This is a genomic window from Pseudomonas sp. LBUM1652 (assembly GCF_059716105.1).
Genome location: NZ_CP166804.1, coordinates 1,118,078 through 1,141,561, shown reverse-complemented (window position 1 = coordinate 1,141,561; position 23,484 = coordinate 1,118,078). Strand labels below are relative to the sequence as shown.

25 protein-coding genes are annotated in these 23,484 nt (G+C 59.2%); 11 read left to right on the top strand and 14 right to left on the bottom strand.

What is annotated here, in order from left to right:
- Nucleotides 1-66 precede the first annotated feature (66 nt).
- On the top strand, nt 67-2,913 hold the full coding sequence (locus tag ACA069_RS05035; protein WP_497616574.1) for a valine--tRNA ligase: 2,847 nt from the start codon (nt 67-69) through the stop codon (nt 2,911-2,913).
- 132 nt (nt 2,914-3,045) lie between these two features.
- Nucleotides 3,046-4,065, top strand: coding sequence for a 23S rRNA (adenine(1618)-N(6))-methyltransferase RlmF (gene rlmF, locus ACA069_RS05030; protein ID WP_489879176.1), 1,020 nt, complete (start codon nt 3,046-3,048; stop codon nt 4,063-4,065).
- A gap of 129 nt (nt 4,066-4,194) precedes the next feature.
- Here rlmF and ACA069_RS05025 read toward each other — a convergent pair whose 3' ends face one another.
- On the bottom strand, nt 4,195-4,476 hold the full coding sequence (locus ACA069_RS05025) for an HU family DNA-binding protein (RefSeq protein ID WP_003221909.1): 282 nt from the start codon (nt 4,474-4,476) through the stop codon (nt 4,195-4,197).
- A gap of 396 nt (nt 4,477-4,872) precedes the next feature.
- Between ACA069_RS05025 and yejK the strand changes: the two genes are divergently transcribed.
- Together yejK and ACA069_RS05015 are read left to right on the top strand one after the other, a co-directional pair.
- Nucleotides 4,873-5,877 carry a nucleoid-associated protein YejK gene (yejK, locus tag ACA069_RS05020; protein ID WP_497616572.1) on the top strand — a complete coding sequence of 335 codons (1,005 nt, stop codon included), beginning with the start codon at nt 4,873-4,875 and terminating at the stop codon, nt 5,875-5,877.
- Entirely contained in the window at nt 5,877-6,227 is a 351-nt protein-coding gene (locus ACA069_RS05015; RefSeq protein ID WP_401271394.1) for a glutaredoxin family protein, read from the top strand. The genes yejK and ACA069_RS05015 overlap by 1 nt, the downstream gene beginning before the upstream one ends.
- Nucleotides 6,228-6,278: 51 nt before the next feature.
- On the opposite strand, the gene ACA069_RS05010 is transcribed toward ACA069_RS05015, so the two are convergent.
- The 5 genes from ACA069_RS05010 to ACA069_RS04990 form a co-directional block, all read right to left on the bottom strand.
- Nucleotides 6,279-7,214, bottom strand: a complete 936-nt coding sequence (locus ACA069_RS05010; RefSeq protein ID WP_497616569.1) for a glutathione S-transferase family protein — start codon at nt 7,212-7,214, stop codon at nt 6,279-6,281.
- Nucleotides 7,215-7,298: 84 nt separating this feature from the next.
- On the bottom strand, nt 7,299-7,601 hold the full coding sequence (locus tag ACA069_RS05005; protein WP_008083651.1) for a GIY-YIG nuclease family protein: 303 nt from the start codon (nt 7,599-7,601) through the stop codon (nt 7,299-7,301).
- A gap of 39 nt (nt 7,602-7,640) precedes the next feature.
- The gene (locus ACA069_RS05000; RefSeq protein WP_187680046.1) at nt 7,641-8,111 is read right to left on the bottom strand and encodes a nuclear transport factor 2 family protein; all 471 of its coding nucleotides are present in this window, start codon (nt 8,109-8,111) and stop codon (nt 7,641-7,643) included.
- 207 nt (nt 8,112-8,318) lie between these two features.
- A complete protein-coding gene (locus tag ACA069_RS04995; protein WP_497616566.1) occupies nt 8,319-9,623 on the bottom strand; it encodes a CynX/NimT family MFS transporter in 1,305 nt (434 codons plus the stop codon).
- Nucleotides 9,613-10,272, bottom strand: coding sequence for a FadR/GntR family transcriptional regulator (locus ACA069_RS04990; protein ID WP_401271385.1), 660 nt, complete (start codon nt 10,270-10,272; stop codon nt 9,613-9,615). Before ACA069_RS04990 ends, ACA069_RS04995 begins: the two co-directional genes overlap by 11 nt.
- A 166-nt stretch (nt 10,273-10,438) precedes the next feature.
- Here ACA069_RS04990 and ACA069_RS04985 point away from each other — a divergent pair, with 166 nt between their 5' ends.
- Nucleotides 10,439-10,750, top strand: coding sequence for a type II toxin-antitoxin system MqsR family toxin (locus ACA069_RS04985; RefSeq protein WP_489879179.1), 312 nt, complete (start codon nt 10,439-10,441; stop codon nt 10,748-10,750).
- Nucleotides 10,747-11,229 carry a type II toxin-antitoxin system MqsA family antitoxin gene (locus tag ACA069_RS04980; RefSeq protein WP_401271382.1) on the top strand — a complete coding sequence of 161 codons (483 nt, stop codon included), beginning with the start codon at nt 10,747-10,749 and terminating at the stop codon, nt 11,227-11,229. Before ACA069_RS04985 ends, ACA069_RS04980 begins: the two co-directional genes overlap by 4 nt.
- Before the next feature lie 54 nt (nt 11,230-11,283).
- On the opposite strand, the gene ACA069_RS04975 is transcribed toward ACA069_RS04980, so the two are convergent.
- The 4 genes from ACA069_RS04975 to ACA069_RS04960 form a co-directional block, all read right to left on the bottom strand.
- Nucleotides 11,284-12,048: an amino acid ABC transporter ATP-binding protein gene (locus tag ACA069_RS04975; RefSeq protein ID WP_003221897.1), complete on the bottom strand. Its 765-nt coding sequence runs from the start codon at nt 12,046-12,048 to the stop codon at nt 11,284-11,286.
- A 13-nt stretch (nt 12,049-12,061) separates the two neighbouring features.
- The gene (locus tag ACA069_RS04970) at nt 12,062-13,159 is read right to left on the bottom strand and encodes an amino acid ABC transporter permease (RefSeq protein WP_497616564.1); all 1,098 of its coding nucleotides are present in this window, start codon (nt 13,157-13,159) and stop codon (nt 12,062-12,064) included.
- A 10-nt stretch (nt 13,160-13,169) separates the two neighbouring features.
- On the bottom strand, nt 13,170-14,351 hold the full coding sequence (locus ACA069_RS04965) for an amino acid ABC transporter permease (RefSeq protein ID WP_187680049.1): 1,182 nt from the start codon (nt 14,349-14,351) through the stop codon (nt 13,170-13,172).
- A 66-nt stretch (nt 14,352-14,417) separates the two neighbouring features.
- A complete protein-coding gene (locus ACA069_RS04960; RefSeq protein WP_497616561.1) occupies nt 14,418-15,449 on the bottom strand; it encodes an amino acid ABC transporter substrate-binding protein in 1,032 nt (343 codons plus the stop codon).
- Nucleotides 15,450-15,917: 468 nt separating this feature from the next.
- On the opposite strand from ACA069_RS04960, the gene ACA069_RS04955 reads away from it, so the two are divergent.
- The 5 genes from ACA069_RS04955 (at nt 15,918) to ACA069_RS04935 (ending at nt 21,152) form a co-directional block, all read left to right on the top strand.
- Entirely contained in the window at nt 15,918-16,574 is a 657-nt protein-coding gene (locus ACA069_RS04955) for an alpha/beta hydrolase (protein ID WP_187680051.1), read from the top strand.
- 109 nt (nt 16,575-16,683) lie between these two features.
- Nucleotides 16,684-18,174 carry an ATP-dependent RNA helicase RhlB gene (rhlB, locus tag ACA069_RS04950; protein WP_497616559.1) on the top strand — a complete coding sequence of 497 codons (1,491 nt, stop codon included), beginning with the start codon at nt 16,684-16,686 and terminating at the stop codon, nt 18,172-18,174.
- A 138-nt stretch (nt 18,175-18,312) separates the two neighbouring features.
- On the top strand, nt 18,313-19,257 hold the full coding sequence (locus tag ACA069_RS04945) for an ornithine cyclodeaminase family protein (protein WP_497616557.1): 945 nt from the start codon (nt 18,313-18,315) through the stop codon (nt 19,255-19,257).
- Between the two features lie 47 nt (nt 19,258-19,304).
- On the top strand, nt 19,305-20,432 hold the full coding sequence (locus ACA069_RS04940; protein ID WP_497616555.1) for an NAD(P)/FAD-dependent oxidoreductase: 1,128 nt from the start codon (nt 19,305-19,307) through the stop codon (nt 20,430-20,432).
- 93 nt (nt 20,433-20,525) lie between these two features.
- Nucleotides 20,526-21,152 (top strand): helix-turn-helix transcriptional regulator, encoded by a 627-nt coding sequence (locus tag ACA069_RS04935; RefSeq protein ID WP_401271366.1) that lies wholly within the window; start codon nt 20,526-20,528, stop codon nt 21,150-21,152.
- 123 nt (nt 21,153-21,275) lie between these two features.
- On the opposite strand, the gene ACA069_RS04930 is transcribed toward ACA069_RS04935, so the two are convergent.
- The 4 genes from ACA069_RS04930 to moaC all read right to left on the bottom strand — a co-directional run bounded on the left by ACA069_RS04930 (nt 21,276) and on the right by moaC (nt 23,437).
- A complete protein-coding gene (locus ACA069_RS04930; RefSeq protein ID WP_401271364.1) occupies nt 21,276-22,052 on the bottom strand; it encodes an ABC transporter substrate-binding protein in 777 nt (258 codons plus the stop codon).
- 216 nt (nt 22,053-22,268) lie between these two features.
- A complete protein-coding gene (moaE, locus tag ACA069_RS04925) occupies nt 22,269-22,721 on the bottom strand; it encodes a molybdopterin synthase catalytic subunit MoaE (RefSeq protein ID WP_187676873.1) in 453 nt (150 codons plus the stop codon).
- Nucleotides 22,722-22,724: 3 nt separating this feature from the next.
- The gene (moaD, locus tag ACA069_RS04920) at nt 22,725-22,967 is read right to left on the bottom strand and encodes a molybdopterin converting factor subunit 1 (RefSeq protein WP_401271358.1); all 243 of its coding nucleotides are present in this window, start codon (nt 22,965-22,967) and stop codon (nt 22,725-22,727) included.
- Nucleotides 22,964-23,437 (bottom strand): cyclic pyranopterin monophosphate synthase MoaC, encoded by a 474-nt coding sequence (gene moaC, locus ACA069_RS04915; protein ID WP_187676871.1) that lies wholly within the window; start codon nt 23,435-23,437, stop codon nt 22,964-22,966. The genes moaD and moaC overlap by 4 nt, the downstream gene beginning before the upstream one ends.
- Between the last annotated feature and the right edge of the window lie 47 nt (nt 23,438-23,484).

Here is a 23,484-nt window from a genome sequence, read left to right as displayed (position 1 = left end):
TCGGCCCCATGCCCCGCTATACTTCCCGGCTTTTCCTGAATAAATGCCAATAGGGTCCCGCCGCGCATGGATAAGACCTACCAGCCGCACGCCATTGAAACTTCCTGGTACAACACCTGGGAGTCCGAGAACTATTTCGCACCGCAAGGCGCGGGCGATTCCTACACCATCATGATCCCGCCGCCGAACGTCACCGGCAGCCTGCACATGGGTCACGGTTTCAACAACGCGATCATGGACGCCCTGATCCGTTTCCGCCGCATGCAGGGTCGCAACACCCTGTGGCAGCCGGGCACCGACCACGCCGGTATCGCTACGCAGATGCTGGTGGAGCGTCAACTTGAAGCCCAGGGCCAGAACCGTCACGATCTGGGCCGCGAAAAATTCCTCGAAAAAGTCTGGGAATGGAAGGATCAGTCCGGTGGCAACATCAGCCGTCAGATTCGCCGCCTCGGCTCGTCCGTAGACTGGAGCCGCGAGCGCTTCACCATGGACGACGGCCTCTCGGAAGCCGTTAAAGAAGCCTTCGTGCGTCTGCACGAGGACGGCCTGATCTATCGCGGCAAGCGTCTGGTCAACTGGGACACCAAGCTGCACACGGCGATTTCCGACCTCGAAGTGGAAAACCACGACGAGAAAGGTTTCCTGTGGAACCTGAAGTACCCGCTGGCTGACGGCGCAAAAACCGCTGAAGGCAACGATTTCCTGATCGTCGCGACCACCCGTCCGGAAACCATGCTCGGCGACTCCGCCGTCGCGGTAAACCCGAACGACGAGCGCTACAAAGCCCTGATCGGCAAGTTTGTCGAACTGCCACTGGTTGGCCGTCGCATCCCGATCATCGCCGACGATTACTGCGATCCTGAATTCGGCACCGGTTGCGTGAAAATCACCCCGGCCCACGATTTCAACGACTACGAAGTCGGCAAGCGCCACAACCTGCCGCTGCTGAACATCTTCGACAAGAACGCCAACGTGCTGCCTGCCGCTCAGGTGTTCAACCTCGACGGCACGCTGAACGACAGCATCGACGGCAAGATCCCGGCCGAGTACGCCGGCCTTGAGCGCTTCGAAGCGCGCAAGCAGATCGTCGCTGCGTTCGACGCTGCCGGCCTGCTGGTCAGCGTTGACGATCACAACCTGAAAGTGCCGAAAGGCGATCGCTCCGGCACCATCATCGAGCCGTGGCTGACCGACCAGTGGTACGTCTCCACCAAGCCGTTGGCTGAACCTGCGATTGCTGCCGTTGAAGATGGCCGCATCCAGTTCGTGCCGAAACAGTACGAAAACATGTACTTCTCGTGGATGCGCGACATCCAGGATTGGTGCATCAGCCGTCAACTCTGGTGGGGCCACCGGATTCCGGCCTGGTACGACGAGTCGGGCAAGGTCTATGTCGGCCGTGATGAAGCCGAAGTACGTGCCAAGCACAACCTCGGCCCGGACGTTGCACTGCAACAGGACAACGACGTACTCGACACCTGGTTCAGTTCCGGTCTGTGGACGTTCTCCACCCTCGGCTGGCCTGAGCAGACCGAGTTCCTGAAGAAATTCCACTCCACCGACGTGCTGGTGACCGGTTTCGACATCATCTTCTTCTGGGTTGCCCGGATGATCATGCTGACGATGCACCTGATCAAGAACGAGGACGGCACGCCGCAGGTTCCGTTCAAGACTGTTTATGTGCACGGTCTGGTACGTGATGGCCAGGGCCAGAAGATGTCCAAGTCCAAGGGCAACGTCCTTGACCCGTTGGACATCATCGACGGCATCGAGCTGGAAGAACTGGTGCAAAAACGCACCTCCGGCATGATGCAGCCGAAACTGGCGAAGAAGATCGAGAAGCAGACCCGCGACGAGTTCGCCGAGGGCATCGCCAGTTACGGCACCGACGCCCTGCGCTTCACCTTCTGCTCGCTGGCGTCCACCGGTCGCGACATCAAGTTCGACATGGGCCGCGTCGAAGGCTATCGCAACTTCTGCAACAAGATCTGGAACGCTGCGCGTTATGTTCTGGACAAGGGTGAAGACTGCGGCCAGAACGGCGAAGCCTACGAGCTGTCGCTGGCGGATCGCTGGATCATCTCGCAACTGCAACGCACCGAAGCCGAAGTGACCCGTCAACTGGATCAGTTCCGTTTCGACCTCGCCGCGCAAGCGCTGTACGAGTTCATCTGGAACCAGTACTGCGACTGGTACCTGGAGCTGTCCAAGCCTGTGCTGTGGGACGAAAACGCCCCGGTTGAGCGTCAGCGTGGCACCCGCCGCACGCTGGTTCGCGTACTGGAAGTGGCGCTGCGCCTGGCGCATCCGTTCATGCCGTTCATCACTGAAGAAATCTGGCAGCGCATCGCGCCGCTGGCCGGCATTCAGGGCAAGACGATCATGCTGCAACCTTGGCCGGTGGCCAACGAAGAGCGCATCGATCCGGCCGCCGAAGACGACATCGAATGGCTCAAAGAGCTGATGCTCGGCACGCGTAACATCCGTGGCGAAATGAACATTGGCCCAGGCAAGCCCCTGCCGATCTACCTGAAGAACGTCAGCGCTGAAGACCAGCGTCGCCTGACCGAGAACGAAGCACTGCTGAAGAAGCTGGCGCGTCTGGAATCGATCACCGTGCTGGCTGCTGGCGAAGAAGCACCGCTGTCCGCCACCGCGCTGGTTGGCGAGATGGAAGTGCTGGTGCCGATGGCCGGTCTGATCGACAAGGGCGCCGAACTGGCGCGTCTGGACAAGGAAATCCTGCGTCTGCAAGGCGAAGTCCAGCGTGTTGGCGGCAAGCTGTCCAACGCCGGTTTCGTTGACAAGGCCCCGGCCGAAGTCATCGAGAAGGAACGCGCCAAACTGGCCGAGGCTGAACAGGCCCTGGGCAAACTGGCCGAGCAGCACGCGCGGATTTCCAGCCTGTAAGGGCAATCCGCAATGAAAAAGGGAGGCCCGCAACGGCTTCCCTTTTTTGTGCCTGAAACACCATCCGGCGTATACGTCGCCAATGTGGGACAATACCCGCCACTTTCAGCCATACCCGAATCGACCACGCCCATGAACGCCCCCCGCACACCCAAACCTGCGCGCAAGAAGCCCGACTCCGCGACCCCGGCCAAAGCCGTTGAGCCGCGTGAAAAGGCCAGCCTGCACCCGCGCAATCGCCATCAGGGTCGCTACGACTTCCCGGCGCTGATCAAAACCACGCCGGAACTGGCGAAGTTTGTGATCACCAACCCGTACGGCAAGGAAAGCATCGACTTCGCCAGTCCCGATGCGGTGCGCGTGTTCAACCGGGCGCTGCTCAAGGCGTTCTATGGCATCCAACACTGGGATATTCCGGCGGACTACCTCTGCCCGCCGGTACCGGGCCGTGCCGATTACGTGCACTTTCTCGCGGATCTGCTGGCAAGCATGAACGACGGCAAGGTTCCGCGCGGCGCGATCGTCAACGTGCTGGACATCGGCATGGGCGCCAATTGCGTTTATCCGCTGATCGGCAACAGCGAATACCGCTGGCACTTCCTCGGCTCGGAGATCGACCCGACCGCCGTGGCTGCCGCCAGAGCCATCGTTCAATCCAACGATCTGAGCAAAGTTATACAGCTGCGCCAGCAAGAAAATCGCAAGCACATCCTGATTGGTCTGCTGGAGCCGGGTGAACGCTTTGACCTGACCATGTGCAACCCGCCGTTCCACGCCTCGATGGATGAAGCGACCAAGGGCAGCGAGCGCAAATGGCGCGCGCTGGGCCGCGCCGACCCGAAACGCAAACTGCCGGTGCTGAACTTCGGTGGCCAGTCGGCCGAGCTGTGGTGTGAAGGTGGCGAAGCACGTTTCGTGACGCAACTGATCGCCGAGAGCGCGAACTTCCAGCACAAGGTGCTGTGGTTCAGCACGCTGGTGTCGAAAGCCTCGAACCTGCCCGCCATTGAGATCGCGCTGAAAAAGGCCGGCGTGCTGGAAAGTCAGGTGGTTGAGATGTCTCAGGGACAGAAACAAAGCCGCTTCGTCGCCTGGACCTTCCAGACCAAGTCCGAGCAGCAGATCTGGCGTCGCGAGCGCTGGGTTCGCTAACACACAGCAGATCCCCTGTAGGAGTGAGCCTGCTCGCTCCTACAAAGGTTCAGGGTGTACAGCCAAATCGCAGACACAAAAAAACCGTGCCCGGATCACTCCGGAGCACGGTTTTTTTATCGCTGCGTCTTACTTGTTCACAGCGTCGGTCAGGCCTTTGGCCACAACCAGCTTGATCACTTTCTTTGCAGGGATTTCGATGGCAGCGCCAGTCGAAGGGTTACGGCCAGTGCGGGCAGGACGCTCGGTCACTTTCAGCTTGCCGATACCTGGCAAGGTGATTTCGCCGCCGTTTTCCAGCTGATCGGCAACGATTTGGCCCAGTTGGTCCAGAGCGTTACGCGCGGTGGTTTTCGGCGCGTCGATAGCTTCAGCGATGTCGGCGATCAGTTGGTCTTTAGTAAGAGCCATGTAGTGTTCCTTCCCTATCAAATTCATATGGATTGCAGAGTGCAGTGTCAGCCATCGAGCCCGATCTTCTGGATCTGGCACCCTCGGCGATAACCACGACGAGTCGGGGTTATAGATACCGAAATCAGGGTTTGGTTCGACCTGACAAATGCTGATTGCACGCTTAACGCAGTGACTTCGCGTAAGACCGGGCAAAACTAGCACAGAGACGGGGAAATATCCGCCTCTAGCTACCCATTTGGTCAGCTTTATTGCTCTAAATCGCTAAAAAACTGCATAAGGGCGATCACCTGCCCCGGATTTGCCCTCCACCCCGCGCCAAAACCAATGGTTGCGGTACACTGGGCGCTTTTTCGGGGGAGCCCGCCCTCCTCCCTTCCAACAGCCGAGAAGCCTATGCCGATCCGTCATTGCATCGTCCATTTGATCGACAAAAAACCCGACGGCACGCCCGCAGTTCTGCACGCCCGTGATTCCGAACTGGCTGAGTCCGCGGCCATCGAGAACATGCTCGCCGAACTCAATGAGAGCTACAACGCCAAACAGGGTAAAGCCTGGGGGTTGTTCCATCCTGAGTCCGGTGCATTCCCGTTCAGCGGCTGGCTGAAGGAATACATGGAGGGCGCACAGGACTTCACCGCGTTCAGCAAAGTCGCGGTCGAGCATCTGCAAAAATTGATGGAAGAGTCGAACCTGTCGGTCGGTGGCCACGTATTGTTCGCCCACTATCAACAAGGCATGACCGATTACCTCGCGATCGCCCTGCTGCACCACAGCGAAGGCGTGGCCGTGACCGACTCGCTGGACGTGACGCCGTCGCGCCACCTCGACCTCGGCCAACTGCACCTGGCGGCGCGGATCAACGTCTCCGAGTGGCAGAACAACAAGCAGTCCAAGCAGTACATCTCGTTCATCAAAGGCAAGAACGGCAAGAAGGTCTCCGAATACTTCCGCGACTTTATTGGTTGCCAGGAAGGCGTCGACGGCCCGGGCGAAACCCGCACGCTGCTCAAGGCCTTCAGCGACTTCGTCGAAAGCGAAGACCTGCCGGAAGACTCGGCCCGCGAGAAAACCAAGACGCTGGTCGATTACGCCAGCAGCCAGGCCAAACTCGGCGAGCCAATGGGCCTGGAAGAGCTCTCGGAGCTGATCGACGAAGAACGCCCGAAAGCCTTCTACGATCACATCCGCAACAAGGACTACGGCCTGTCGCCAGAGATACCGGCGGACAAACGCACATTGAATCAATTCCGCCGCTTCACCGGTCGCGCCGAAGGCCTGTCGATCAGCTTTGAGGCCCACCTGTTGGGCTCGAAGATCGAGTACGACGAAGAGAATGGCACCCTGATGATCAAGGGCCTGCCGACGTCACTCACCGATCAGTTGAAGCGCCGTAACTGATGCTCGGCAATGTGCTGAAGAAGGTTGCGCTGGTTCTGCTGGTGGTCGTGGTCTATCAGAACTGGGGAAAGATCGAGCGCGTGTTCAATCCGTCGCAGATGGTTTCCGAGCAGACCCGCGCTCAGGCCAGTGTCGTGTTGTACGCCACCGAATGGTGCGGCTACTGCAAGCAGACCAAGCGTTTTCTCGACAGCAAAGGGATTCCGTTCAAGGAATTCGATATCGAGAAGGATGCCGATGCACGCAAGGCGTATGAGGCATTGGGGGGACGCGGAATTCCGCTGATTGACGTGAATGGCACGTTGATTCGCGGGTTTGATCCGGATGAGATTCTCGCTGCCTTGAAATAACACACACCTGTGGCGAGGGAGCTTGCTCCCTCGCCACAGGGTTAGTCGCTGTTACTTGGCTTCGATACGGAAACCGAAGCGTGGAAAGTGCACATGCATCACGCCGCCACGCTCGTCCTCACGACACACGATCAGCTCTTCACTGCCTGCAAACAACAACTCTCCCACTACCGGATCAACCCCGTAATCCGTCGCGGCAATTGCTACTTGCTGCCCAGCCTTGAATCCGTTCGGGTCAACGAACTGCTCATCCGGCAATGCCGCCGGTGTCGTGTTGCGCGCAACCTCCAGCGCCTCTTCGGAGGTCATTTCGCTCGCAGCACCATGACCGAAACCCAACACTCGGCCCAACCACGCCGCAACGGCCGGATATTCGTCCACCAATGGGGCGGTTACGTGAGTCGCCTTCAGGAACCACATCGGATGCGCCAACGCGAAGTCGGCAATCGACGGCTCACCGAACAGGAAGTCGCCCTGCTCACGCTGCAACTGCTGCTCCAGACGCGCCATGATCGTCGGCCATTGATGCTTGGCCTGCTCGGTGGATAAACGCGTCGCGCTACCACCGCTGAACAGCCCGGCACGGTCGGCCAGAAACGCCTTGATCGCTTCCGGCGGCAACTTGCCGAAACGCACCGCCACCGATTCCGGCTGGAACACCAGGCTGACGGCGTGCTGAAACACCACCGAATCGGCCCAGGTCGCGAAACTGGCGGTAGTCATTTCCTGCCCTTCGGGGAAGAACGACGGCTGAGCCTTCTCCCGCTCCAGCCGGCGAGCGATCAACGAAGTGTCGCAATAGATATCTGCGCCGATTTGCAGCACCGGGGTTTTGCGATAGCCGCCGGTCAGAGCCGTCAGGTCAGGCTTGGGCATCACCGGCGAGATATGCACGGAGCGCCAGGACAAGCCTTTGAACCCCAGCAGCAGGCGGGCCTTTTCGGCAAATGGAGAAGTCGGGTAATGATGGAGGATCAACTCGGACATGCTCGGCTCCGCCGCTCAAATAGTGAGTCGGCAGCTTAGCGCGCATTTGCTTAGCAGCCTACAGATCTGCCTGATGGGAACCCATCAGTCAGATTGATAAGACGCCACCAGGCATTCCTTGGCGCTCTTGCGCAATTTTTTGATCAGCCGTTCCTGGCGCAACGCATCGCTTTTGTCGCGACAAAGCTCGGTGTAGACCAGCGCCATGGCCGGGCTGGAGAGGAAGAAACGCGCACCTTTGCCGCTCTGGTGCTTGGCGAAACGGCGGACGGGATCGTCGCTGATCCCGCAATACAACGAACCGTTGGCGGCGCGAACGAGGTAGACGAACCAGGACTTGCTCACCGGTTCGGCAACATCGACGGATTTTTCGCTAAGGCTGGTCACTTTGGGATCAAGGCGTGTAGGAAACAGGCCGCGATCTTATCAGCGACCGGCCTGAAATGCCTTCAGTCCCTTGAGTGCCTGCGCACGTACGGCATTGCGTACCAGCGGCGTCCACCCCAGCAGCAGACCTTTGAAACCCAAGGCCTGACGCGACCATCGCCACAGATCAAAGTGATCGTGGTGCTCGCAGATCTTGCCGTCACGGAACACGAAGCGCGCCTGGATATCGTTGACAACCACATTGCCGGTCTGGCTGAACAGATAAGTCGCCACCCAATGCGCGCCGCCGCTGCGCTCGTCGGCGCGGACATTGTCGAAGGTCAGTGAGAAGTCCTTGGCCCGGGTGGTGAGCATGCGCCACATGTCGCCGGCATCGCGCCCGCGCAGTTCGCCGAAGGCCGGGTCGCTGAACACCACGTCATCGGTGTAGCAGGCGGCCATGGCCTCGGCATCGAGGCGCTGGAAAGCTTCGTAGAAACGGGTGATCAACGCAACGTGGGCTTCACTCATGGGCAATCTCCAGAATATGTACAGATTGCCAGCACGATAAGCTGCAAAGTGCGGAAACACTATCGGCATTCGCATACCGAATACCGCAGCACACAAATCCTATGTGGGAGCGAGCCTGCTCGCGAAAGCGGTGTGTCAGCAGAACTTCCACCAACTGACACTCCGCCTTCGCGAGCAAACTCGCTCCCACATTTGAAATCAGCGCACTCAGATCTTTTCGCTTTGCACTTGCACGTACAACGCACGCCCGGCACCAAGACCGGCGAGGATCGCGCCACAGCCAATGATGCCGAAGATCCACCCGACCGCATTCCAGCCGCCGGTCCAGTCATGCACGATGCCGACCGCAAACGGCCCCATCGAAGCCAGCGTGTAACCGAAGCCTTGAGCCATGCTCGACAAATTTGCTGCGACATGAGCGTCACGCGAGCGCAGTACGATCAACGTCAGCGCCAGACTGAATGCACCGCCCTGCCCCAGACCCAGCAGAATCGCCCAGCCCCACAGCCCTTCAATCGGTGCGTAGAGGCAGCCGAACAGACCGCCAAGGGTAAGCGCCATAACCACCATGATCGCCAAACGCTGATCCTTGCCACGGGTCGCCAGCCAGGGTGCCGCCAGCGAACTGGCGAGCTGGACGATCACTGAACCGGACAGCACCAGACCCGCCTGGGTCGGCGTCAGACCGCGACCGATCAGGATCGACGGCAACCAGCCAAACACGATGTAGGCCAGCGACGATTGCAGGCCCATGTACAAAGTCACTTGCCAGGCCAGCGGATCTCGCAGCAGCCCGCGCACCCGATAAGCGACGTTGTGCGCACCGTGTTTCTGCCCGACCTGCGGCAGCCAGAACACAGCCGCCACCAGCGCCGGAATCACCCAGAAGCCGAGTCCCATGGTCCAGTTGTGATCGAAATGCTCACTTAACGGCACGCTCGAACCCGCTGCCATCGCCGCGCCGAGACACAGGGCCATGGTGTAAACGCCGGTCATGATGCCGGCGTGTTTGGCGAAATCGCGCTTGACGATGCCCGGCAGCAATACGCCGATGATGCCGATGCTGGCGCCGCCCAATACGCTGCCAGCGAACAGACCGATCTCCCCGAAATTGCTGCGCAAGATAATGCCGCCAGCAAGTGTCAGCAGAATGCCAAGGACTACGCGCTCGGCACCGAAACGCCGCGCCAGAATCGGCGCCAGCGGTGCGAACAAGCCAAGGCAGAGCACCGGCAGTGTGGTCAGCAAACCGGCCTGAGCCGCCGACAGGCCAAGGCTTTTCGACACATCACTGAGCAGCGGCGCCATGCTCGACAGCGCCGGACGCAGGTTCAGCGCCACCAGAATCAGCCCCAACAACAAGAGCCACGGACGCCGAACCAGCGGGTGACTTTGCTGCACTTGTTCGTCATCGGCCTCGGCATCGATCAACAGCTCTTCAAGCTCTGCCGTGCGTTTGGGGGTTGTGGATAAATCACTGCGGGACATGGGTTTCTCGGTTTCAAGGTTCATTAATCAACTGTCTCGACAAAGCTTTGGCCCGTTCCGGGTCACGTTGTTCGACGGCATCAAGCAACTCGATGTGCAGGTCGAACACTTCCTGACGGCGCGGGACGATGTTCAGGGTCTGACGCAATTGCGCGCCGACGATGCTGGAGAAATAGCGATACAGCTCGCTAAGGGTCGGGTTGTGCGCGGCGTCGACCAAACGGCGGTGAAACACCAGATCGCAGGCGATGTAGGTGTCGAGATCGCCGTGGTAATGGCTGCCGCTAGTGCCGAGCGCTTCACGCAACGCGGCGAGGTCTTCATCGGTACGGCGTAATGCCGCCAGGCCGATGGCCTCGACTTCAAGGATGTGCCGGGTTTCCCGGGCCTGCTCCGGCGAGCAACGGGACAGCGCCTTGAGCGTGTCCAGCGGGTCCACCACCGCACGCAGGTAACTGCCGTCGCCCTGACGGATTTCGATCAACCCGGAAAACGCCAGCACCCGCATGGCTTCACGCACGGTGTTGCGGCTGATGCCCAACTCGGCGCACAGCTCGGGTTCGGTCGGCAGACGCTCGCCGACCTGCCAGACGCCGCTGTTGATGCGCTGGCGCAACTGATCCAAGGCCTGATCGACCAGGGATCGCTTAATAAGTGGAGAAATTTCTGACATAGGATTCGCCCTTTCATCCAATCATAGGATGAATTTTCTGACATGTTAGTCAGACTCGTGTAGGACGGCAACCGCCTAGGGTCAATCGGAGACGCATGGAGCGGGATTTTCGATTGGTCAAAATTACCCTTTAAGGGTAATTTCAGGGAGAGGTTCAAGATTTCTTATGGAGAAGAACACACCCCACTACAACCTGGTGGTGATCAAGGAGGATGTCAGAAGGCTTGGGATAAACGCATTTACAGGGACTGCGCGCAAAAGCGGTCGAGACATGGGCCTGAGCCTCAGGGAAATGCTGGACGTCGTTTTCGAACTGCAAAACAGGATGTTGTACAAATCGATGACGACTTATAGCGACCATCGGGTTTGGCAAGACGTGTATCACATCACTTCGCATGATCTGGAGATCTACATCAAGGTCACTTATTGCTCAGGCGGTGAGCCTCCGGTGATCTCCTTCAAGGAGAAAAAACCATGAACACAAAACAATGCTTCAGTTGCGGAGCACCTGAAGGAATGCGGCACTTCGAGGGTCGCGCTGAAACCATGAGCGTAAAAGGCATGGAGCGTCGGCTTGATGATTTGTCTGGATGGGAATGTCAGGCATGCGGGGAGGTCATACTCGACCCCAATAGCGCGCAGCGTTATTCAGATGCGAGCGACGAGCTAGTCATTGCTGGCCGACAAATGATCGGTAACGAGATGAAGCGCATCCGCCGCAAGCTGCATCTGTCACAAAAGGAAGCGGTGCTGTTGTTGTCGGGTGGTGGACATAACGCATTTTCACGATACGAACGCGGCGACTCGCTCCCACCGAAAGCTTTGATAGTGCTGATGCGCTTGCTTGATCGTCACCCACACCTGCTCACCGATGCGCGCGCCTTGGGCGAAGGGGCAGATTTGAGAGGGTTCAAGGATACAGTGCACAAAGAAGACGAAACCCTGACCTTTTCCTGACCCCACAAAAAACAAACCCGGCACAAGGCCGGGTTCGTTTTCAAGCATCAACCATCAATGCAAGATCTGACTCAAGAACAGCTTCGTCCGATCATTCTGCGGATTATCGAAGAAGTCATTCGGCGCCGCTTGCTCAACGATCTCGCCCTTGTCCATGAAGATCACGCGATTCGCCACGGTGCGGGCGAAGCCCATTTCGTGGGTCACGCAGAGCATGGTCATGCCGTCTTCGGCCAGGCCGATCATGGTGTCCAGAACCTCTTTCACCATTTCCGGATCGAGTGCCGAGGTTGGTTCGTCGAACAGCATGATTTTCGGTTTCATGCACAGCGCGCGAGCGATCGCCACACGCTGCTGCTGACCACCGGACAGTTGCCCCGGGAATTTATGCGCCTGCTCCGGAATGCGTACGCGTTCCAGGTAATGCATGGCGATTTCCTCGGCCTTGCGCTTGGGCATCTTGCGCACCCACATCGGGGCCAGGGTGCAGTTCTGCAAAATGGTCAGGTGCGGGAACAGATTGAAGTGCTGGAACACCATGCCGACTTCACGGCGGATCGCTTCGATCTGCTTCAGATCGTTGGTCAGTTCCACGCCATCCACGACGATGCGGCCCTGCTGGTGTTCTTCCAGACGATTGAGGCAGCGGATGGTGGTCGACTTGCCGGAACCCGACGGGCCGCACAGCACAATGCGCTCGCCCTGCTTGACGTTGAGGTTGATGTCTTTCAGCACGTGGAACTGGCCGTACCACTTGTTGACGCCCTGCATCTGAATGATGCCTTCAGGACCCACAGGCTTTTTGATTGCTTCGCTCATTTACAGAGAACTCCTAACGCTTGTGGCCAGTGTCGAGCTTGCGTTCCAGATGCATGGAATAGCGCGACATACCAAAACAGAAAATCCAGAACACCAGGGCGGCGAACACGTAGCCTTCGGTGGCCATGCCCAGCCATTTCGGATCGGCAGCGGCTTGCTTGACGCTGTTGAGCAGGTCAAAGAGGCCGATGATGATCACCAGACTGGTGTCCTTGAACAGCGCAATGAAGGTGTTGACGATGCCGGGGATCACCAGCTTCAGGGCTTGCGGCAGAATCACCAGGCCCATCGAACGCCAGTAGCCCAGGCCCATCGCAGCGGCCGCTTCGTACTGACCTTTAGGGATCGCTTGCAGACCGCCGCGCACCACTTCAGCCACGTAGGCCGACTGGAACAGGATCACGCCGATCAGCGCCCGCAGCAGCTTGTCGAAGTTCATGCCTTCGGGCAGGAACAGCGGCAGCATTACCGAAGACATGAACAGCACCGTGATCAACGGCACGCCGCGCCAGAACTCGATGAAGGTCACGCAAACCACACGAATCGCCGGCATGTTCGAACGTCGACCCAGCGCCAGCACGATGCCAAGCGGCAACGCTCCAGCGATACCGACGGTGGCGATCACCAGCGTCAGCATCAAGCCGCCCCATTGGCTGGTCGCTACGGTTTGCAGGCCGAATACGCCGCCGTGCAGCAGGCACCAGGCGACAATCGGATAGATCACCAGAAAGCTCAGCCCGTACACCGCTTTACGCGGGAAGCGCGAGATGAACAGTGGCGCCACGCCGATCACTGCCAGCCACACGGTCAGGTCCACGCGCCAGCGCAGGCCGGTCGGGTAGTAGCCATACATGAACTGACCGAAGCGTTGCTGGATGAACACCCAGCAGGCGCCCTCCTTGGTGCAATCGGCCTGGGTGGTGCCGATCCAGTTGGCGTCGATGATCGCCCACCCCAGAATCGGCGGAACGATCAGGTAGATCAGGTAGAACGCGAACAGCGTCAGCAAGGTGTTGAGCCAACTGGAGAACATGTTCGCGCGCATCCATGCCACTACGCCGATGCTACTGCTCGGAGGGGGCATGTCGGGTTTGAAAGTATGAGTACTCATGCGCTTTTCCTTACCGCTCGATCAGCGCAATGCGCTTGTTGTACCAGTTCATCAGCAGGGAAATGCTGATACTGATCGCCAGGTACACGCTCATAGTGATCGCAATCACTTCGATCGCCTGACCGGTCTGGTTCAGCACGGTGCCGGCGAACAGCGAAACCATTTCCGGATAACCGATACCGGCGGCCAGCGAGGAGTTCTTCGCCAGGTTCAGGTATTGGCTGGTCAGCGGCGGGATGATCACCCGCAGCGCCTGGGGAATGATCACCTTGCGCAGGGTCGGGCCTTCACGCAAACCGAGCGAACGGGCCGCTTCGGTTTGGCCGTGGCTGACCGACTTGATCCCCGAACGCACGATCTCGGCGATAAAAGCCGCGGTGTAAACGGTCAAGGCCAGGGTCAAGGCCAGCAGTTCCGGGATAAGCACCCAGCCGCCAACGAAGTTGAAGCCCTTGAGCTCGGGCATTTCCCAGTGCAGCGGAGCGCCGAAGATCAGCGCGCACAAACTCGGGATCACCAGCAATATCGCCAGACCCACCCAGAACTTGTGGAATGGCACACCGGTCGCTTCGAAGCGCTTGTTGGCCCAGCGGCACATCAGCACGACGCCGACGATGGCCACCACAACACTGATCGCGAATGCCCCGAAGCCGTCAGCCGCCAGCGCGGCCGGCATGTTCAGGCCACGGCTGCTGACAAAGAAAGTGTCGCCGAAGTTGTGGCTGTTGCGCGGTCCCGGCATGGTCAGGAACACCGCGAAGTACCAGAACAGGATTTGCAGCAGGGGCGGAATGTTGCGGAAGACTTCCACATACACGGTCGCCAGCTTGCTGATGATCCAGTTCGGCGAAAGACGCGCGACACCAATGATGAAACCCAGCAGAGTCGCCAGGATCACGCCGATGAAGGTCACCAGTAATGTATTGAGCAGACCGATCACAAACACGCGGGCATAGCTGTCCGCTTCGGTGTAGTCGATCAGGGTTTGAGCGATGCCGAACCCGGCACTGCGCTCCAGAAAGCTGAAGCCGGAGGTGATGCCCCGGTGTTCAAGGTTGGTTTGTGTGTTATCGAACAGGAACCAGCCCAGGGAGACGACGGCCACGATAGTGACGATCTGAAATACCCAGGCGCGCACTCGCGGATCGCTGAGGCTAAGCCTCTGCTTTGGTGCGCCGATTGAATTTTGCATGAAGTGCCCCGGAAAAAATGGAACAAGAACATCACCCGGCGGTTGGCCCGCCGGGTGATAGAACCATTAGCGCACTGGTGGTGCGTACTGAATGCCGCCGTTGTTCCACAGGGCGTTCAGGCCACGGTCGATTTCCAGCGGAGTGTTCTTGCCGAGGTTTTTCTCGAACACTTCACCGTAGTTGCCGACCTGCTTGACGACCTGCACGACCCAGTCCTTCGGCAGTTTCAGGTCTTTGCCGTATTCACCGTCAGCACCGAGCATACGAGCGACGTCCGGATTCTTGGTCGATTTGGCTTCGGCTTCGACATTCTTCGAAGTGATGCCGGCCTCTTCAGCGTTGAGCATGGCGTAGCCAGTCCAGCGCACCACGGCCAGCCACTCGTCGTCGCCGTTACGCACGACTGGACCCAGTGGTTCCTTGGAAATGGTTTCCGGCAGAACCACGTAGTCCTTCGGCGAAGCCAGTTTGCTGCGCTGGGCGAACAGCTGGGATTTATCCGAGGTCAGTACGTCGCAACGACCGGATTCCAGCGACTTGGCGCTTTCATCGGAGGTGTCGAACGTGATCGGGGTGTATTTCAGACCGTTGCCGCGGAAGTAGTCGGAAACGTTGAGCTCGGTGGTAGTACCGGCCTGGATGCAGATGGTTGCGCCGTCCAGCTCTTTGGCACTCTTCACGCCCAGCTTGTTGTTCACCAGGAAGCCGATGCCATCGTAGTAGGTAATGAAGCCCGGGAATTTCAGGCCCATGCCCGCATCACGGGAGCTGGTCATGGTGGTGTTGCGCGACAGGATGTCGATCTCGCCGGACTGCAGCGCGGTGAAGCGCTCCTTGGCGTTCAACTGACTGAATTTGACCTTGGTCGCGTCGCCGAATACGGCAGCGGCCACTGCGCGGCAGAAGTCAGCGTCGATGCCGAGGATCTTGCCGGTAGCGTCCGGTACCGAGAAGCCCGGCAGACCGTCGCTCACGCCACATTGCACGAAACCTTTCTTCTGCACGGCATCCAGGGTTGCACCCGCCTGAGCGAACCCGCTGGCGCCGAGAACTGTTGCTGCAGTCACGATCGCCAGAGTGGATTTCAACATCTTCATTCAAACCTCCAGTTTTGCTCTTGTTGTGTCGGAGCTTGAGTCCAGTCGCACCCTTTTGAGGCATTGCTGACCCGTGTTGGCTTTTTTTAGGGTCAACCGACGTAGGACCTTCGCTATGAGTCTAGTAGGAGAAAATCCACATCATGGACAACTCACTTCTCACCAATCGGCCGAACGGGCTGTAGCCCTTTCACGTTCGCTAAGCCCGTAGCGGCCATTGGCGAACATCCATCACCGGATTCGTTGCTATCCCGTCGCGAGTCGTACACTGATAGTGTTACCGACACCCGTAGGACGCTTCGTACAATGTCCTCCATAGCAAAGCCCGTACCACACCGGCCCCGGAAGCGGTTCAGCGACAGGTCAATAGCAAAACTTGTACCCTTGCGACATCTAATTAACGGATCACCCGGACGCGCACTCGAATCACGCACTCAATGAGAGCGCCCGCACATATTTGGAGCAACCATGACCGAGCCCTTGATTCTTCAGCCTGTTAAGCCCGCAGATGCCTGCGTGATCTGGCTGCACGGCCTCGGCGCCGATCGTTACGATTTCCTGCCGGTGGCTGAAGCGTTGCAGGAAAGCCTGCTCAGCACGCGCTTTGTCCTGCCGCAGGCGCCGACCCGTCCAGTGACTATTAATGGCGGATATGCCATGCCGAGCTGGTACGACATCAAGGCCATGAGCCCGGCGCGGGCGATCGACCGCGATGAGCTGGAAGCGTCCGCCGACCGCATCATCGAATTGATCGAAGAGCAACGGGCCAGCGGAATAGACGCCTCGCGGATTTTCCTGGCAGGTTTTTCCCAGGGCGGCGCTGTGGTGTTCCACACTGCGTTTTTGAAATGGCAGGGGCCATTGGGTGGTGTGTTGGCGCTGTCGACGTACGCGCCGACTTTCAGCGATGAACTGGAATTGTCCGCCAGCCAGCAGCGCATTCCGGTGCTGTCGCTGCACGGTCAGTTCGACAACGTGGTGCAGAACTCGATGGGGCGTACCGCCTATGAGTATCTGAAGGCCCATGGTGTCACCGTGACATGGCAGGAATACCCAATGGAGCACGAAGTGTTACCCGAAGAAATTCGCGACATCGGCGTGTGGCTGAGCGAACGCCTGCGCTGATCACGCGGGCTGTTTTCTCCCTCGGCAATCCCCTTTGATCCCTCCCCCTACGCCGCGCCCGTTTCTTGCATTACACTGGCCGGCGTACATTCCTTAACCAATTGATGAGATGACCGTGCTCAAAGCACTCAAGAAGATGTTCGGTAAAAGCGAGGCTGAGCAGCTCGCGCCAGTTCCCAGTGCGCCGTCGCACGCCCCCGGCCATCGCAGCGATGCCCGCCAGGCCGACCGCCCCGCTACCGTAGCGGCACCGAAACAAGAGTCACAACCGGCCGCCGTCGCCCCTACATCTGCTGCTCCTGTTGCAGAAAGCGTGCACAGCGAAGCACCGAAACCGGCCAGGCCTCGCCGCGAACCGAAGCCAAAGGCACCGGTCATCCCGTGGAAACTCGAAGACTTCGCCGTCGAGCCGCAGGAAGGCAAAACCCGCTTTCACGATTTCAAACTGTCTCCGGAACTGATGCACGCCATCCAGGACCTGGGCTTCCCGTATTGCACGCCGATCCAGGCGCAGGTGCTGGGTTTCACCCTCGCCGGCAAAGATGCCATCGGTCGCGCCCAGACCGGCACCGGCAAGACCGCCGCGTTCCTGATCTCGATCATCACCCAATTGCTGCAGACGCCGCCGCCGAAAGAGCGCTACATGGGCGAACCCCGCGCCCTGATTATCGCGCCGACCCGTGAGCTGGTGGTGCAGATCGCCAAAGACGCCGCCGACCTGACCAAGTACACCGGCCTGAACGTGATGACGTTCGTGGGCGGCATGGACTTCGACAAGCAGCTCAAGCACCTAGAAGCGCGCCACTGCGACATCCTCGTCGCGACGCCGGGCCGCTTGCTCGATTTCAACCAGCGCGGCGACGTGCACCTGGACATGGTCGAAGTGATGGTGCTGGACGAAGCCGACCGCATGCTCGACATGGGTTTCATCCCGCAAGTACGCCAGATCATTCGCCAGACCCCGCCGAAAAGCGAACGTCAGACATTGCTGTTCTCCGCGACCTTCACCGAAGACGTGATGAACCTGGCCAAGCAATGGACCACCGACCCGTCGATCGTCGAGATCGAGTCGCAGAACGTCGCCAACGAAAACGTCGAACAGCACATCTATGCCGTGGCCGGTGCCGACAAGTACAAACTGCTCTTTAACCTGGTCAACGATAACGGCTGGGAACGGGTGATCGTGTTTGCCAACCGCAAGGACGAAGTGCGGCGCATCGAAGAACGCCTGGTGCGTGATGGCATCAACGCCGCGCAACTGTCCGGCGACGTCCCGCAGCACAAACGCATCAAAACCCTGGAAGGCTTCCGCGAAGGCAAGATTCGCGTGCTGGTCGCTACCGATGTTGCCGGTCGCGGCATCCACATCGACGGCATCAGCCACGTGATCAACTTCACCCTGCCGGAAGTCCCGGACGACTACGTGCACCGCATCGGCCGTACCGGTCGTGCCGGCGCCGATGGCGTGTCGATCAGCTTCGCCGGTGAGGACGACTCCTACCAGTTGCCGTCCATCGAAGAAAAGCTGGGCCGCAAGATCAGCTGTGAAACGCCGCCAACGCATTTGTTGCGCGCGGTTGAGCGCGCGCGTCCGCAGTAAACGACGTCATAAAAGAGAAGCGCAGCCGGATACGGACTGCGCTTTTTTTTCGTCCGGATTTTTCAACAGGTGCTTGCCCGATAAAACTAAAAGTCCATAATGGACAAATTAGTTTAGATTTCACTTCCGGAGCCTGACATGTCCAGTACGCCCTACGTGATCGACCAAACCCAGGCCCATGAGCTGCTGACACGGATTGACGTGCCGCAAATCCTGCGCAAGCTGTTCCGCGACCTCGCTGCCGACAACGCGGTGCAGCCGGCGCAGCAACGGGTGGAATTCCCGAAGGGCGCCGGTGACTTCATCAATTACCTGGGGGTGTTGGCCGAGGACGGCGTGTATGGCGTGAAGACTTCGCCGTATATCGTTCGCGAGCAAGGCGCACTCGTCACCGCGTGGACGCTGCTGATGTCGATGCAGACCGGCCAGCCGCTACTGCTCTGCGACGCGGGCGAGCTGACCACCGCGCGCACCGCCGCCACCACGGCTGTGGCCGTCGACGCCCTCGCCCCGAGCGATGCCAAGCGACTGGCAATCATCGGCAGCGGCAAGGTCGCCCAAGCACACCTGCACTACGTGAAATCACTGCGCGACTGGCAGAGCATCAGCTTGTACTCGCCTTCGCTGACCGAAGACCGTGACACTCAGGCTCTGCTGAAAACCATTGCTCCAGACCTGAAGATCGCCGACAGCCGTGAAGCGGCGATCGCCGATGCCGACGTGATCATGCTCTGCACCTCGTCCGCAGGCCCCGTGCTCGACCCGGCCACCCTGAGCAAACCGGCATTGATCACCTCGATCAGCACCAACGCCCCACGCGCCCATGAAGTGCCACCGCAGAGCCTCAGCGACATGCAGGTGTTCTGCGACTATCGTCTGACCACGCCGGGTTCGGCGGGTGAGATGTTGATTGCCGCCGAGCAGCACGGCTGGGACAAGGATTCGATTGTCGGCGACCTCGCGGATCTGCTCAGCGAGAAAGTGCAGCGGCCCGGTTACGACCGTCACGTGTTTTTCCGCTCCATTGGTCTGGGTCTTGAAGACATTGCCCTGGCGAATGCGGTTTACCAATTACAGCGTTAACACCTCGACAGCTCCTACACGAGTTCTCGTAACCCTTGGAGATTTTCATGAGCCAGGCAGATTTCATCATCATCGGCGGCGGGATTGCTGGCGCTTCCACCGGCTTCTGGCTGTCACCGCACGCCAAAGTCATCGTGCTGGAACGTGAATCCCATCCGGCCTATCACTCCACCGGACGCTCCGCCGCACTGTTCACCGCCGCATATGGCACACCGCAAGTACGCGCGCTGACCCAGGCCAGCCGTGAGTTCTTCGACAATCCACCGCCCGGCTTCTGCGAGCACCCGCTGCTGACCCCGCGCGGCGAAATGACCGTGGACTTCACCGGTGACGCCGCCGAACTGAATAACCAGTACCTCAGCGCCAAAGCCACGGTGCCACAGATGCAAATGCTCAGCGCCGACGAAGCCTGCGCGCGCCTGCCGATCCTGCGCCGGGAAAAAGTCCACGGCGCGATTTACGACCCGACGGCTTGCGACATCGATACCGACGCCCTGCATCAGGGCTACCTGCGCGGTATCCGTCGCAATAGAGGCGAAGTGCATACCGATTGCCAGGTGGTGAGCCTTGATCGCGACGCCAACGGTATTTGGCATGTGCAGACCAACGGCCAGACGTTCAGCGCTCCGGTGATCATCAACGCCGCCGGCGCCTGGGCCGACAAGGTCGGTGAAATGGCCGGCGCCCGATCGCTGGGCCTGCAACCAAAACGCCGTGCCGCATTCATTTTTGCCGGACCCGAAGGCGTGGATATTCACCATTGGCCGATGCTGGTCAGCCTCGACGAATCGTTCTACATGAAACCCGATGCGGGCATGTTTCTCGGCTCGCCGGCCAACGCCGACCCGGTCGAACCCCACGATGTGCAGCCGGAAGAACTGGATATTGCCATGGGCATCTACCAGATCGAGGAGGCCACGACCCTGACCATCCGCCGCCCGACCCGCACCTGGGCCGGCCTGCGCAATTTTGTCGCCGACGGCGACTTGCTCAGCGGTTTCGATCAGCAGGTGCCGGGGCTGTTCTGGGTAGCGGCGCAGGGCGGCTACGGCATACAGACTTCACCGGCAATGGGCCAGGCCAGTGCGGCATTGGTGCGCGGTGAACCGCTACCCGAGCACCTGCACCAGTTCGGGCTGGACAGCAGCATGCTATCCCCTGCCCGCCTCGCCTGATCCGCCGTCCGGATGACGCGCCCAACGGATTGCGGCACACTCGCAGCGCCTCCTGTTCACGGAGGCGTTGACGCTGCCTGGAGCTCCACTGTCATGACCGCCCCCGAATTCGACCCGGCAATGGATAACTTCCGTGCCATCGCCGACGCCATCGCCACGCTGTTCTTTCCTCACGCCGAAGTGGTGCTGCACGATTTGCGCACGCAGAAGGTCGACTACATCGCCAACAACTTGTCCAAACGCGAGATCGGCGACGAGTCATCGCTGGAAGACATGCTCAGCGAAGACGTCAGCGAGCGAAATATCGGCCCGTACGAAAAACTCAATTGGGATGGCCAGAAAATTCGCAGTCTGAGCACAGTCTTGCGCGACAGCGAAGACCATCCGCTGGCGGTGCTGTGCATCAATCTGAATATTTCGCTGTTCGAAAATGCCAAGGCTGCGCTGGATCTGTTTCTCTCGCCCAGCAAACTGATTCCACAACCGGATTCACTGTTTCGCGATGACTGGCAGGAGCGCATCAACACCTTCCTGCATGCGTGGCTGCGCGAACGACAACTGAGCCTTAATCTGCTGACCCGCGATCACAAACGCGAACTGGTGCTGGCGCTGCACGCCGAGGGCGCGTTCAAGGGCAAGAGCGCCTCGAACTATGTGGCCAACGTGCTGAACATGGGGCGGGCGACGGTGTACAAGCATTTGAAGGAATTGAAGGGCTGAAAATCTGCGGTGATTTTTCTGGCCCCATCGCTGGCAAGCCAGCTCCCACAGGTTCTGCGGTGATCACATATTTGTGCTCGACGCAGACAATGTGGGCGCTGGCTTGCCAGCGATGGCGGACTATCAGTCGCCGTAGATATCGGACTTGAAGTACTTCTCGGAAATCTTCTGATATTCGCCACTGGCGCGAATGCCATCAATCGCGCCATTTAACTGGCTGACCAACTCGGAATTGCCCTTGCGCACCGCAATCCCCGCCCCTTCGCCGACGTATTTCGGATCTTTCAACTCCGGCCCGACAAACGCATAGCCCTTGCCGCGCGGCATCGACAGGAAGTCGCTCAGTGGAATGGTGTCGGCAAAAATCGCGTCAAGACGACCGGCCGCCAGGTCCATGTAGATTTCTTCGTTGTTGCTGTAGCGCTTGACGTTGACGCCCTTGGGTTCGAACACCTCGGTGGCATAACGGTCGGTGGTGGTCGCACGCTGTACGCCGACGTTCTTGCCCTTGAGGCTGGCGTACTGGTCATCGACCGTGGCGCCGTCCTTCATCACCAGTCGCGACGAAGTGAAGTAGTACTTGTGGGTGAAATCCACTGACTTCTTGCGGTCTTCGTTGATCGTCATGGACGACAGCGCCATGTCGATTTTCTTCACTTTCAGGGAAGGAATCAGACCGTCGAATTCACCCTCGACCCACACGCATTTGACCTTCATCTGCGCGCACAGGGCATTGCCGATGTCGTAGTCGAAACCGACGATTTCACCTTTGTCGGTTTTCGAGGCGAAGGGTGGGTAAGCGGCTTCGATGCCGATGCGCAGGGTTTTCTCGGCGGCAAACGAGCTGGTGCACGCCAGCAGGCTCAGGGCCAGACCGGTGATGAGGGGGAGTTTCTTCATGTTCGTTCTCTCGCGGGTTGTTGTTGGTTTGGCAAGACAGAAGAAAGAGCTGAACGGTGATTTTGTACTTGTAAATCCATACTGGACTTTAATGTATGGATCGTCAATCAGCAGAAAAAGCAAAAGATCGCAGCCTTCGGCAGCTCCTACATTGGGATGTCGTACACCCTGTAGGAGCTGCCGAAGGCTGCGATCTTTTTGGTGAAACAACAGGACTTACTTGTTCCAGCGATCCGCCGCCGCATGATCACTGTCGCGCCCTTCCACCCAGCGCGGGCCGTCGCTGGTGTTTTCTTTCTTCCAGAACGGCGCACGGGTTTTCAGGTAGTCCATGACGAAAGCGCAGGCATCGAATGCGGCCTGGCGATGGGCACTGGCGGCGCCGACAAAGACAATCGGCTCGCCCGGTTCCAGCGCGCCGATGCGGTGCAGCACTTCCAACTTCAACAACGGCCAACGCTGCTCGGCTTCGACGGCAATTTTGCCCAGGGCCTTTTCGGTCATGCCCGGGTAGTGTTCAAGGAACATGCCGGCCACATCGAGGCCATCGTTGAAGTCGCGCACGTAGCCGACAAAACTCACCACCGCGCCGACGCCGACATTGGCCGCATGCATCGCGTTGACTTCAGCACCCGGGTCGAACGGCTTGGCCTGCACGCGAATTGCCATGGCTCAGCCTCCGGTCACGGTCGGGAAGAACGCCACTTCGTCGCCATCGGTAACAGGCTCATCGAGTTGGCAGAGGTCTTCGTTGCGCGCGCACATCAGGTTCTGTTCGCACAACACCTCGGCGCCATCACGCTTGGCCAACAAAGCGCGCACGTCATCAACAGTGGCGAAATCGCCTTCGACCTTTACCGAATCAACACCCAGTGCTTCACGGTAACGGGCAAAAAACCTCACGGTCACGTTCATGGTTGCTCCGCCTGGAAGTGACCGCTCTTGCCACCGACCTTCTCCAGCAGCTTCACGCTTTCGATGGTCATGCCGCGATCCACGGCTTTGCACATGTCATAGATAGTCAGCGCAGCGACGCTGGCAGCGGTCAGCGCTTCCATCTCGACGCCGGTCTGCCCGGACAGTTTGCAACGGGCGACGATGCGCACGGCGTCTTCGCCTTCAGCGCTGAGTTCGACTTTGACGCCGGTGAGCATCAGCGGATGGCACAGGGGAATCAGATCGCTGGTTTTCTTCGCCGCCTGAATGCCGGCAATGCGCGCTACGGCAAACACGTCGCCTTTGGGATGGCCGCCACTGACGATCATCTGCAGAGTTTCGGGGAGCATGCGCACCAGCGCTTGGGCCGTCGCTTCACGGAACGTCACGGCTTTTTCGGTGACGTCGACCATGTTGGCGCGACCTTGGGAATCGAGATGAGTCAGCACGGGATTACTCCTGATCAGGAGCGGGGATTGTAAACCTGCGGGTCAAA

What these genes read in the sequence shown, in the direction of transcription:
- ACA069_RS05035 (WP_497616574.1), top strand. Translation starts at nt 67, where the DNA reads ATGGATAAGACCTACCAGCCGCACGCCATTGAAACTTCCTGGTACAAC.
- rlmF (WP_489879176.1), top strand. Translation starts at nt 3,046, where the DNA reads ATGAACGCCCCCCGCACACCCAAACCTGCGCGCAAGAAGCCCGACTCC.
- ACA069_RS05025 (WP_003221909.1), bottom strand. Translation starts at nt 4,476, where the DNA reads ATGGCTCTTACTAAAGACCAACTGATCGCCGACATCGCTGAAGCTATC.
- yejK (WP_497616572.1), top strand. Translation starts at nt 4,873, where the DNA reads ATGCCGATCCGTCATTGCATCGTCCATTTGATCGACAAAAAACCCGAC.
- ACA069_RS05015 (WP_401271394.1), top strand. Translation starts at nt 5,877, where the DNA reads ATGCTCGGCAATGTGCTGAAGAAGGTTGCGCTGGTTCTGCTGGTGGTC.
- ACA069_RS05010 (WP_497616569.1), bottom strand. Translation starts at nt 7,214, where the DNA reads ATGTCCGAGTTGATCCTCCATCATTACCCGACTTCTCCATTTGCCGAA.
- ACA069_RS05000 (WP_187680046.1), bottom strand. Translation starts at nt 8,111, where the DNA reads ATGAGTGAAGCCCACGTTGCGTTGATCACCCGTTTCTACGAAGCTTTC.
- ACA069_RS04995 (WP_497616566.1), bottom strand. Translation starts at nt 9,623, where the DNA reads ATGAACCTTGAAACCGAGAAACCCATGTCCCGCAGTGATTTATCCACA.
- ACA069_RS04990 (WP_401271385.1), bottom strand. Translation starts at nt 10,272, where the DNA reads ATGTCAGAAATTTCTCCACTTATTAAGCGATCCCTGGTCGATCAGGCC.
- ACA069_RS04985 (WP_489879179.1), top strand. Translation starts at nt 10,439, where the DNA reads ATGGAGAAGAACACACCCCACTACAACCTGGTGGTGATCAAGGAGGAT.
- ACA069_RS04980 (WP_401271382.1), top strand. Translation starts at nt 10,747, where the DNA reads ATGAACACAAAACAATGCTTCAGTTGCGGAGCACCTGAAGGAATGCGG.
- ACA069_RS04975 (WP_003221897.1), bottom strand. Translation starts at nt 12,048, where the DNA reads ATGAGCGAAGCAATCAAAAAGCCTGTGGGTCCTGAAGGCATCATTCAG.
- ACA069_RS04970 (WP_497616564.1), bottom strand. Translation starts at nt 13,159, where the DNA reads ATGAGTACTCATACTTTCAAACCCGACATGCCCCCTCCGAGCAGTAGC.
- ACA069_RS04965 (WP_187680049.1), bottom strand. Translation starts at nt 14,351, where the DNA reads ATGCAAAATTCAATCGGCGCACCAAAGCAGAGGCTTAGCCTCAGCGAT.
- ACA069_RS04960 (WP_497616561.1), bottom strand. Translation starts at nt 15,449, where the DNA reads ATGAAGATGTTGAAATCCACTCTGGCGATCGTGACTGCAGCAACAGTT.
- ACA069_RS04955 (WP_187680051.1), top strand. Translation starts at nt 15,918, where the DNA reads ATGACCGAGCCCTTGATTCTTCAGCCTGTTAAGCCCGCAGATGCCTGC.
- rhlB (WP_497616559.1), top strand. Translation starts at nt 16,684, where the DNA reads ATGACCGTGCTCAAAGCACTCAAGAAGATGTTCGGTAAAAGCGAGGCT.
- ACA069_RS04945 (WP_497616557.1), top strand. Translation starts at nt 18,313, where the DNA reads ATGTCCAGTACGCCCTACGTGATCGACCAAACCCAGGCCCATGAGCTG.
- ACA069_RS04940 (WP_497616555.1), top strand. Translation starts at nt 19,305, where the DNA reads ATGAGCCAGGCAGATTTCATCATCATCGGCGGCGGGATTGCTGGCGCT.
- ACA069_RS04935 (WP_401271366.1), top strand. Translation starts at nt 20,526, where the DNA reads ATGACCGCCCCCGAATTCGACCCGGCAATGGATAACTTCCGTGCCATC.
- ACA069_RS04930 (WP_401271364.1), bottom strand. Translation starts at nt 22,052, where the DNA reads ATGAAGAAACTCCCCCTCATCACCGGTCTGGCCCTGAGCCTGCTGGCG.
- moaE (WP_187676873.1), bottom strand. Translation starts at nt 22,721, where the DNA reads ATGGCAATTCGCGTGCAGGCCAAGCCGTTCGACCCGGGTGCTGAAGTC.
- moaD (WP_401271358.1), bottom strand. Translation starts at nt 22,967, where the DNA reads ATGAACGTGACCGTGAGGTTTTTTGCCCGTTACCGTGAAGCACTGGGT.